General features: G+C 44.5%; 9 protein-coding genes and 1 riboswitch. Of the genes, 7 read left to right on the forward strand and 2 right to left on the reverse strand.

Annotated elements, in window-relative coordinates:
* Positions 1-50 precede the first annotated feature (50 nt).
* Entirely contained in the window at positions 51-1637 is a 1587-nt protein-coding gene (locus tag AC1DSE_RS21975; RefSeq protein ID WP_477511055.1) for an extracellular solute-binding protein, read from the forward strand.
* Positions 1638-1709: 72 nt separating this feature from the next.
* Here AC1DSE_RS21975 and AC1DSE_RS21980 read toward each other — a convergent pair whose 3' ends face one another.
* Complete coding sequence (locus AC1DSE_RS21980; RefSeq protein ID WP_477511025.1) at positions 1710-2861, reverse strand: family 8 glycosyl hydrolase; 1152 nt, start codon at positions 2859-2861, stop codon at positions 1710-1712.
* Positions 2862-3232: 371 nt separating this feature from the next.
* Between AC1DSE_RS21980 and AC1DSE_RS21985 the strand changes: the two genes are divergently transcribed.
* The gene (locus tag AC1DSE_RS21985; protein WP_475447306.1) at positions 3233-4231 is read left to right on the forward strand and encodes an HRDC domain-containing protein; all 999 of its coding nucleotides are present in this window, start codon (positions 3233-3235) and stop codon (positions 4229-4231) included.
* Between the two features lie 45 nt (positions 4232-4276).
* On the opposite strand, the gene AC1DSE_RS21990 is transcribed toward AC1DSE_RS21985, so the two are convergent.
* Positions 4277-5287 (reverse strand): zinc dependent phospholipase C family protein, encoded by a 1011-nt coding sequence (locus tag AC1DSE_RS21990; protein ID WP_477528186.1) that lies wholly within the window; start codon positions 5285-5287, stop codon positions 4277-4279.
* 166 nt (positions 5288-5453) lie between these two features.
* On the opposite strand from AC1DSE_RS21990, the gene AC1DSE_RS21995 reads away from it, so the two are divergent.
* The 5 genes from AC1DSE_RS21995 to AC1DSE_RS22015 all read left to right on the forward strand — a co-directional run bounded on the left by AC1DSE_RS21995 (position 5454) and on the right by AC1DSE_RS22015 (position 10643).
* Positions 5454-5915 (forward strand): chemotaxis protein CheX, encoded by a 462-nt coding sequence (locus AC1DSE_RS21995; RefSeq protein ID WP_054028542.1) that lies wholly within the window; start codon positions 5454-5456, stop codon positions 5913-5915.
* A 77-nt stretch (positions 5916-5992) separates the two neighbouring features.
* Positions 5993-6766: an SDR family NAD(P)-dependent oxidoreductase gene (locus AC1DSE_RS22000; RefSeq protein WP_076267828.1), complete on the forward strand. Its 774-nt coding sequence runs from the start codon at positions 5993-5995 to the stop codon at positions 6764-6766.
* A gap of 25 nt (positions 6767-6791) precedes the next feature.
* Positions 6792-8210 carry a DEAD/DEAH box helicase gene (locus AC1DSE_RS22005; protein ID WP_477511023.1) on the forward strand — a complete coding sequence of 473 codons (1419 nt, stop codon included), beginning with the start codon at positions 6792-6794 and terminating at the stop codon, positions 8208-8210.
* A 112-nt stretch (positions 8211-8322) separates the two neighbouring features.
* Positions 8323-9561, forward strand: a complete 1239-nt coding sequence (locus AC1DSE_RS22010; protein ID WP_477511054.1) for an S-layer homology domain-containing protein — start codon at positions 8323-8325, stop codon at positions 9559-9561.
* 229 nt (positions 9562-9790) lie between these two features.
* Positions 9791-9870: riboswitch (ZMP/ZTP riboswitch) on the forward strand.
* A gap of 59 nt (positions 9871-9929) precedes the next feature.
* Complete coding sequence (locus tag AC1DSE_RS22015; RefSeq protein ID WP_477511022.1) at positions 9930-10643, forward strand: IMP cyclohydrolase; 714 nt, start codon at positions 9930-9932, stop codon at positions 10641-10643.
* Positions 10644-10651: the final 8 nt, after the last annotated feature.

Genomic DNA, 10651 nt, shown 5'->3' on the forward strand with positions numbered 1-10651 from the left:
GGGAGTTGAATGCGTTGAGGAGAGCAAGGCGTAAATTCACGATAATCTTTATGGCAGTGCTGTTGATCACATCCATGTTGTCTGCGTGCAGCAGCGGAAACGGAAATAAGGAGCCTGTCAAAGAAAAGGATGCTGCAAGCAATAAACCGAGCAATTCTGGCTCTGAAGCAACCGAGAAGCCGAAGGGAGATCCAATTAAGCTTCGAATCGAGCTGTTTGACCGAAACAATACACCGGCAGGCGCTCCGAAAATTACCGACAACGACATGACAAAATACATTCAGAAAAATTTTGGTGAACCAAATAATATTACTGTCGAATTTGTTACGGTTCCTCGCTCAGAGGAGGTAGACAAGCTGAACGTGCTTATGGCTGCGAATCAGGCTCCTGACATCGTATTTACTTATGACCAGCCGACGGTACAGCAATACGTAAAAAACGGCGGTCTGACAGATCTTGGTCCGCTGCTGGATGCGCATGGACAAAAGTTGAAGGAAGTATTGGGTGAGGAGCTGCTCAGCTATGGTGTATTCGATGGCAAGCAGTATACGATTCCAGCTAAGCGCGTTCTTCAGCCTCAGAGCTCGACTTTTATCCGTCAGGATTGGTTGGATGAGCTCGGATTGCCGCTGCCGAAAACAACGGAGCAGTTCTATGAGACGATGAAAGCTTTTAAAGAGAAAAAGCCTGGCAAATCCGGTGATAAAGCGATTCCGTATGGACAGATCGACTATTTCCATATGCATCCGATTCAATATTCGTTCTGGGAATGGGACAAAATCACAGATGAGGATCTTTATGCATCAGCTGAGTGGCTCATTCCGGGCAATAAGGAAGCATACCGCTTCTTGAATAAAATGTACAACGAGGGACTTATGGATCCGGATTTTCCGCTCCATATGGGCAAGGATACGCAGCAGTTTCAGAAGAACCTGCTGAACGGGTATATTGGTTCGGCAACAACAAATACCAATGAGCCGGTTTATATGGGCTATTACGCCGAGCTGCAAAAGAATGATCCGAATGCAAAGCTGGCGTTAATCGACCCGTTCACAAGCGCGGACGGCAAGACACCAAAGCCTATTTATTCGCCAAATGGCATATACATGATGGTACCAAAAGCAAGTAAAAATGCTGAAGCGGCCATTAAATATTTGAATTGGATGGCTGAAACGGACAATATTATTGCCCTTCAGAACGGTACGGAAGGCGTAACTTATGAGATGAAGGATGGCGTGCCAATCACGCTTGATAACGATCAGGCGAAGCAGACTTTATATAACTATTTTGATTACTGTATCATTCTTAACGGGAAATATGTCAGTACAACCGATGAGCTGCTGAACATTACAGCAAATGCGTCCGATCCGAATTTCAAAGATTTTACGGTGGAAAGCATCGCGACTGGAACGAAGGATGGAATCATTAAACCTCGTGTGGTGACACCGATTCAATCGGAGATCAAGTACGCTACAACGCTGAAGGAAAAGGACGACGAAATTTTTGTTAAAGTGTTAACTGCGAAACCAGCGGATTTTGACAAGGTTTACGATAAGGAAGTAGCGGATTATATGAAAATTGGCGGCAAGGAAGTAATGGAAGAGAAGCGAGCAGCCTTTAAAGCTGAGAATCCGTAAGGAGAAAAAAGAACGGCTACCCTCCATTAAGGAGTGGAGGCCGTTCTTTTTCAATTACGATGAGACAAAACGCTATACAGTAGGCATATAAATTTTAAAGCTGCCGCTAAGCGCAAGCATGGCAAACAGATAGAGGCAGTTGTCGTAATAGCGGCGGTCGCCTGTGCGAAGCGGCGTGTTCCAAAATAATTCAACGCAAGCTTTGGCGTGYGGTCCTTCGAAACTGGCAAGCGAAGCCATCGCGTTTGTGGCAAGCAGCCCGACGGGATGAAGTGATTTTTCTTCAAATGGTTCGCCAGCTATCGTATAACGTCTATAATCAGACGGATCAATACCTGAGAAAAATGTTTGAATCCGGTTCGCCTCATCATACTGCCATGGATCGACGCCGAACCATTCCGTGTCAAGGCCGATATTGGCGGCCACACGGTACGAGTCGCTGTAAAAATGACCATATCCGCGCTCGTTGTTGGGTGTTCCGTCGTAATAGGCGTACTCGGGTGCTAGTCCAGTAACCGGATGGCATGACAGCTTCAAATAATCTCTGCTCGCAGCTGCAGCTTCTTTCCAGAACTTGCGGTCTTCTGGATTAGCCCACAGCGCAAACAGCTCATAAAAGTGCGGCAAATGGTAGGATGGATCGGAATAGTCGCAATTTGGAATGAATTTGATTAATTTATTGGCAGGCTCCCACATCGGGTAACCGTCGTTATTTTCACCCTTATGCACACAGCTGTGAAGCAGGTTCCGAGCTTGCGCTCCGTAATTAAAAGGAACAGAGCCATCGCCCCATCGGTGTGATGCGAAGAAGAGAGCAAGCGCAAAATATTCCTCGCCGTCGGGCGCCGGACCGTATGATCTTTTGGTGCCATCGGTATTGCATGACCAAGCGAAATAACCGGCATTCTCACCTTCGCTCATATACATGTAAGACATCGTCCATTTCCATATGCGGTCAAAGATATCTTTGCGGTCCATCTGCACAGCCATCATCATGCCATAGGACATGCCTTCGGTGCGTACATCGATGTTTCCGGTGTCTAACAGATACCCCATATCGCTTCCAGCCTCGTAATAGATTCGCGTTTCTTCGTTACCGCCAAACAGGTTGTCCCAAGTATCCTCGACACGTCTCTCAATTTCTTCTTGGCTGTAACCGTACAGCTTAAACAAATTTCGGTAGTTTCCTGTGAAAAAAGCACCCGTTCCCAGCTTCGTCGACATCTTGTATTACTCCCCTTATATTAAATTTTTACTGCATGGAAATGCCTGAGAAATTGACTTCACCAAAACTTTACCTTGTATCGTTCAGAGTTCCTACCCTATAAAGTTTATAGAGTACTGTAATTATTAAAGGTTTGGTCTTATTAAGGAAGTTTGAGAGCATGATTTTGCAACAACAAAATGCTTGTAATAAAGAAATCAATATGATAGCATGAAAGCAATCGAATCATTAAACGTGAGGAAGCACCTCCTTTGCCGCAGGCAGAGGAGGTGCTTTTTGTTGTTTTCCGACATTCTCCCTAATTGTTCGGACGCTTTCCTTGCCTTCAACCGATTCGCGACCACATCTATTTATTGGAGGAATGAGAAACATGCAAATCGTATTTTTGAACACGTTCGAGAAGCTTGGAGAAGGCCAGCGCATTGATAGCGCGCAGCTATCTATCTGTGAGAATCAAGGCATTTGGGCAGTGCTGTGGGTGGAGCTGAATGAGGAGAGCGAAGATCCGATCACTTGGTTTGAAGGAACGTCATGGGAGGAAATGATTGTGGCATTCCGTCATGGCATTGCAAGGGTCATGGGGGAAGGGTACGCGCCTATTATCGATGGCATGCTGGACGATCGCCGTTCTACAACTGGCAGCTTCGTAACTATGCTTCAATGCTACGGAGAGATTCATGCCAATCAAGAACTTTTTCAGAAGCTTCGTGAATGGCGGCGTACGAAAGCGATTGCTGAGAAGCGTTCGGCTTATCTTGTCGCTACTAATCGCATGTTGTGGATGATCAGCGCCTTCGTTCCGAAGACGGCAGATGAATTAGCACAAATTCCCGGTTGGGGAAGCGCCAAGCATGCATCCTATGGATTAGAAGTGCTGGAGATTACAAGTGAGGCTAACCGTGATACCGAGTTTCCGCTGCAATGGGTAAGTGACAAATTAGACTCAATCGCCTATACGCAGTGGCTTTATAAACAAAAGGAAACAAAATATAAATCTCAGATGGATCGCCAGCAGGCAAAAAAACATATTTTGACGGCGGTACAGCAGGGTGGATCGCTTGAACAGCTTGGCGTGGAGCTAGAGCTGTCAAGGCGCGAATTAATGGATCGAATCGAGCAATTAGAACAAGAGGGTTACGATATGGAATCACTGATTACGCGGGAGCTCGTTGAGATGCCAGATGATGAGCAGCAGCTGGTCTGGGATGCTCTCTCGCTGGTCGGCGATAAATATTTGAAGCCGGTATTGCAGCAAGTATATGGCACTTTGGAAGCTTCGCAGTTGAATAAGCCTGTTGATGTCCTTTATGAGCGCTTRAGGCTCATAAGGCTGCGTTTTAGAAGAAGCCTGACAAGCAAGGCTGTATAATTTTTTTTGGGGGAAAAGAAAGACAGGAGAAGGCTCCTTCATTACTCAAGGAGCCTTCATAATTCCGATTTGGTCAGTCCAAACCGTGTCTGCAAAACGGATCGTACTATTAAAGTCGCAATGAAGTCCAGTTTCATAGGAACGATTGTCTATAAGGGCGATGGCATCTTCTCGCAGGAGACGTACATGATAACGCTCCTCTTTTGTAAACTGCGGCTGCTCATAGGCTCTTAGCCAAATGAGGATAGCGCTTACAACCTCAACAGCATCATCTAACGCTTGATTCCATAGCTGCCAAACGCTCTCATTGTGATAGGTGGCGCCGTCCACAGGATCAAGCCAAGGCTGCTCTTCTACATTTAATACGTCAAAGGGCATAGCCCCTCTTTTATAAGTAAAAGGCTCGATTTGCCCAAATGTTAGTATTTTTCGTATGCCAGTCGGATCATGAAATAAACGCTGCGCGGCAGTGAAATCACGATTCGCTTGGTTCCAATCCTCACGTTTAATGAGCGGGGCAAGCTMTTCATAATAAAGGGCAGCAATCGACTCGAAAGCGTCCACTATGGGTGCAGGAAATGCTCCCTTCGTATCGATATGCTTCCAGACTGGAGTTTTCCACGTTTCAATACCCCAAAGCTCACGCGCTATTATCGTATCCATCATAATTTCAAAACGTTGATGATCCCATTTGCGAAAGCCTGATTTGCTAAATACATAAGGATGAAGATTACGATCAAGTATGTGATGCAATACGAATCCTAGTGTGTATARGATAGAAGAATCAGGACGTTTAGGGCAGGCGGGTCTGCCGACGACACTATCCAGCATTTCGACAAGTACCGGTCCGCAATTGCGATTATGCATTTCCGTTCCTAAACGATTTAAGGCTAGGCTGCGCTGCCAAGGGAAAAAACGATGATAGAACAAAAAGTCAGGTCCTTGGCATCCCATGTTAAATATATTTTTTTTCTCATCTGATTCAATTAGTGCGCATTCGCCAAGCCGCTCGAATACAAGTTGTCCAAAAATGAAGTGAGCCCATACGTTAGGCATAGAAGAGGACCTCCATTCCTATCAATATTCTACAGATTTCGTTTTAAAATATAGTTCTAAAGATACATATATTTTATTTATAGTATACTTGTCCTAGTGAATTAAGTATAATATAAATTAAACAAGACAAAGCGCGAATTTTGTCGAAAAGGAGCGTATCTTCATTATGAAGGCAGAGTACATTAACCCGTTTCTTGAATCTGCAAAAATCGTGATTGAGCAAGTCGTTCAAATACGTCCAGCGACTGGAGAACTAGGTCTCAAGGATATCAAGTTTGTAGAGAACTATATTTGGATTCAAATTGGGCTCAACGGACAGATGAACGGTGACATTGTATTCGGGCTTAGCGAAGAGGTAGCTATGAAAATGGTTTCTGCGATGATGGGCGGATACGTAATTTCTGAAATCGACGAAATCGTGAAGAGTGCTATTTCTGAGCTTGGCAATATGATTAGCGGAAATGCGAGTACGATGCTGTTTAATCAAGGGGTGAGAGTAGATATTACACCGCCGAAGGTTATCCAGTCTGCTCAGTCAGCTGGCTTCACCGCACAAAAAGCGTTGACGATTCCACTGATAATGGAAGGCATTGGAGAACTCGACATCCAAGTTTTAATCGCATCTTAGCATAGAAATGGCTCCTTAGGGAGCTTTTTTTGCGTCTGCAATACCAATCAAGTAAAATTGTAAATGGGTGATGATGGATGTTAAGAGGCAAAGTGATTTTCATCTCCGGTGCATCAAGCGGAATCGGAGCGTTAATGGCTAAAATGCTGGCTGAGCGGGGGGCGATCCCAGTTTTGACTGGACGCAACATCTCGAAGCTAAAGGAGATTTCCGCTGCAATAAAGGGGAAAAGCTCGTTCTATCAGATGGACGTGACCGATAATGAACAGGTGAAGCGAACAGTAGAAGCTGTCATTGCGGAATATGGTAAAATAGATGTATTGCTGAACAACGCTGGCTACGGCAAATTCGAGAATTTTATGAGCATGAATGTGGAAAGCTTTGAGCAAATGATGGACACGAACTACCTAGGCATCGTACGCTGCACGAAGGCAGTTGTTCCTCATATGGTGAAGCAAGGAAGCGGACATATTGTAAACATAGCATCTTTAGCAGGCAAAATAGGCACTGCCAAATCAACCAGCTACACAGCCACAAAGCATGCTGTGCTTGGCTTTACTAATGCGCTTCGCATGGAGCTTCGGGAGCAGGGAATTCAGGTATCTGCGGTTAATCCAGGTCCAATTGATACGCCTTTTTTCTCGCTGGCTGATCCTTCCGGCTCTTACGTTAAAAATGTTAATTGGTTTATGATGAAGCCAGAATATGTAGTCAAAAAAATCATTCGTTTAATCGAGCGGAGAAAAGCCGAGCTTGACCTGCCGAAAACCGCAGCTTTTGGTATTAAACTGTACCAATTGCTGCCGCGAACCATTGATCGGCTATTCGGCGGTATGTTAAATCGAAAATAAAGGTTTAAATGAGAGAGGATTAAAAATGAGTAAGCACACATGGTATGAAATAGGAATTAATGAACTGCTGTCGGATAAGCTCACAGCAAATGGAATTATTGAACCAACGGATGTACAGGCAAATACGATTCCGATATTGCTTGGAGGAAGCGACGTTTCAGCGAGGTCRCAGACGGGTACAGGTAAAACGCTTGCGTATTTGTTGCCGCTTCTTCAGAAGCTGAATTCGCATTCAAGCGCGATTCAAGCGATTATTTTGGCTCCAACACAGGAGCTCGCGATGCAAATTGTTCGTGTAGCAGAAGTGTACGCGGAGCCGCTGAACATTCGCGTTCAGCAATTGATTGGCGGAGCAGCATTAAAGCGGCAGGTGGAGAAATTGAAGCTGCGCCCGCAGCTGGTTATTGGTACACCAGGGCGAATTCACGAATTGCTTAAGCTGCGCAAGCTCAAGCTGAATGATGTGAAAAATGTTGTAGTTGATGAAGCGGATCAAGTATTTCAGCTCGGCTCGACAAAAGAGGTCGAGATCATTTTGCATAGTGTCGGTAAAGAGCACCAAATTGCTTTTTTCTCCGCGACATATCCGGATCAAATGGCTCGTTTTGAAGGACGCTGGATGAAAAACCCGGAACGTATTCAGGTTACGCCGGAGCATACCGTATCACAAACGATCGATAATTATTTTATCGTTAGCGATAAGCGTGATAAAACCGATACGGCAAGAAGACTTGTTCGCTTGCTGAACCCAACCTCTGCGCTGCTTTTCCTAAATGATACCGACAACATTTCCAACTGGGAATCGAAGCTAAGCTATGAAGGCTTTACTGTTGAGGCTTTGTATGGGGATGCGGATAAACAGCGCCGTGCAGCAACATTGACTCGTTTTCGCGAGGGTCGCTGCCAACTGCTGCTAGCTACGGATGTTGCGGCTAGAGGCCTTGATATTGAAGGTCTGCCGCTCGTCATTCAGCTTGATCCTGCATCGGATGCGGATCATTACGTGCATCGTGCAGGACGAACGGGCCGTATGGGACGTCCTGGTACAGTCGTTTCCATTGTTACGCCGCAGGAGCTGTTTATTATGGAGAAATTCCGCAAGCAGCTGGGCATCGAATTGACAGAACGGACAATGTTCAGAGGAAAGCTTCTTAGCGAGGAAGAGCTGCGAGAAGCAACAAAACCGTTTGCGGCTCGTCATGAAGCGAAGCTTGCAGATCGCTCAGAAGCGTTGCAAACGAAGCGAGCTGTAGAGAACAAAAGTGCAGCTGCTGCTCCGAAACAAACGAAGCTTGTAGAGACGAAAGCAGTAGCTGCTCCGCCGAAACCAAAGCCAGCAGCGAAGCCTGCTCCTAAGAAAGTGGAGCGAAAGCGCGAAGGTAAAAACAAAGGTGCTCCTAAGTGGCTTAAAGCTAAACGCGAGGCCGATAAGGAACAATCATAAAAATTTATTTTGAAAGCCACCCTCTTAAATCGATCTGCCTCTCCCGAAACGTATGGGCGAAGGTAAAAAATGCGGCAAAACCCGCAATCGAAAAAGGAGTGTGGCTTTCTTGATGAAACAAACCATGTGGAAAAAGACAGCAATWTCTTCGCTTGCGCTGCTAATGCTTGCAGGCGGTGCGACGTCAGCTTTTGCAGATGGCGGTAAAGGCAAAGGGCATGATGGCGATCGTAATGATGATAAAGGCCGTCATGAGGACAAGGATGACAAGTATGACAAGGACGATAAACATAAAGTAACATGGCAGTTCCAAGATGAAGACGATCTGAAGTGGGCTATGGAATACATTATGCGGTTAGCGTCGAAGGGCGTATTTACTGGCTACGAGGATGGTACATTTAAGCCTAATCAAAAAATCAACCGTATTGAAACGTTGACTGCTGCTGTCAGATTGATGGGTCTTCGCTCACAAGCGGAATCAGCTGATAAAATGAAAACGGATTTGCAATTTAATGACGGGGATAAAATCGCAAAAAAATACCCATGGGCTGTTGGTTACGTTGCAGTAGCGCTGGAGAACGATCTATTCTCTGAGACTGAATCGGAAGTGAAACCGGAAGCAAACGCAACAAGACTATGGTCTACGATTCTTCTCGTAAAAGCGCTTAAACTGGAAGACGAAGCGAAGGCGCTCAATAATACGAAGCTTGACTTTAAGGATGCAAAAGAGATCCCTGCTGGATCTGTAGGTTATGTTGCTCTTGCTTTGAAGAAAGGCATTATTACCGGCTACAATGATAAGAATGGAAAAACGTTCCGTCCAAATCAACCAGTAACCCGTGCAGAGCTGGCAGCGCTTCTCGATCGTACAGATACGGAAATGCCTAATCATGATGCACAAGCCATTACTGGCAAGCTAAAAGCAGCTCCTGCTGATGGCAAGTTGACGGTTGTTAAAGGAGATAACACGGAGGTTTCACTAGCATTAGACTCGAATGTGTTTATTTTCCGAGATGATAAAAAATCGCCAGTGAGCTCACTCCGAGCAGGGGATGAGATACTCGTTCGTACGTATCTCAATCGTATCGTATTTATTGAAGTAACGAAGTCGGCTCCTGTTAGTACAGCTTTCTCGGAGAACGGAATTATTAATACATTAACGTTCAACAATCAGGCGAAATTGACGACGGTTTCTCTCATTACTCGATATGAAAACTCACAGGCAGTTGTCACTACATTCAGCATTGACCCAAGTGTAGTCATCACAGGTGACTCCTCGCAGCTGAAGGTTGGTCAATATGTACAAGTAAAAGGCGACAATGGCGCAGTTAAATCAATTGAAGTGAAATAAGGTATAAATAAGAGAAGGGCTGTCCTGAAAGTAGATTTTTCTACTTTTGGAACAGCCCTTTTTCCATTGCTCAACAATCAAAATACCAGCTTGCGAATCCAGCAGCGCTTTGTTTTCTGCATAATATGCACGATACAGTTCGTTAGAAAATATACGCGTTAACTTTCATAGTTCGTCTGTAAATGAGCTTGATTTCATTGGCGATATCGAACTATAATAAATGTAAATTTTAGGTAGGTGCAACTGGCGTAAACGTGGATGACCACGAGGGAGCACCTATTTCATATGTCGTACGCCTGGGCAAAGTATTTGATCAATGATCAAATGCTTTTTTTATTTTCAGATAAAATAAAAAGGTTGAGGTGAGTATGTTGCAGTCCTATGAAGATCAGTTATTTAATAATCCGTATCCTGGTAGAACGATAATCATGGGGATGAGCCCGTCAGGAAAACATTTTGCTCAAGTGTATTGGATAATGGGCAGAAGCGTGAACAGTCGCAACCGAATCTTTGAGCGTAAGGAGCAGTTTGTAAAAAATAGAGCATATGATGCGGCAAAAATGGAAGACCCTTCATTGATTATTTATAATCCGATAAAGAGTATTAATGGGATGGACATCATTTCCAATGGAGATCAGACGGAAACCATCTATGAAGCTTATGGCAAAAAAGAAACGTTTGAAGATGCATTAAAAAGCAGAAAGTTTGAACCGGATGCTCCCCATTATACACCGCGTATTTCCGGTATTATTGATACTGAATCAGCTGTGTACAGCTTGTCCATTTTGAAAACAAGGCAAAACGATCCGTCATTTTGCATCCGTCATTTCTTTCATTACGACTCTTTTACAAAAGGGATAGGTCATTGCATTCACACTTATAAAGGTGAAGAAAATGGTATTTTGAGATCTTTTGAAGGTGAACCGCTGGAGGTTCCTTTATTTGATTCAATGGATGAAACGGCTCGATTTTACTGGAGCAGCATAAACGCAGATCATAAAATTTCATTGCTTGTGAAGTTTATTCATACCGATGATCGTAAGGTGGAATTTAAAATAATAAATAAAAATCAGACGTTTTAGTGTCTATA

It is taken from the genome of Paenibacillus sp. 01L418 (assembly GCF_056400045.1).

Coding starts and splice junctions, on each gene's coding strand:
- AC1DSE_RS21975 (WP_477511055.1), top strand. CDS start 51: ATGGCAGTGCTGTTGATCACATCCATGTTGTCTGCGTGCAGCAGCGGA.
- AC1DSE_RS21995 (WP_054028542.1), top strand. CDS start 5,454: ATGAAGGCAGAGTACATTAACCCGTTTCTTGAATCTGCAAAAATCGTG.
- AC1DSE_RS22000 (WP_076267828.1), top strand. CDS start 5,993: ATGTTAAGAGGCAAAGTGATTTTCATCTCCGGTGCATCAAGCGGAATC.
- AC1DSE_RS22015 (WP_477511022.1), top strand. CDS start 9,930: ATGTTGCAGTCCTATGAAGATCAGTTATTTAATAATCCGTATCCTGGT.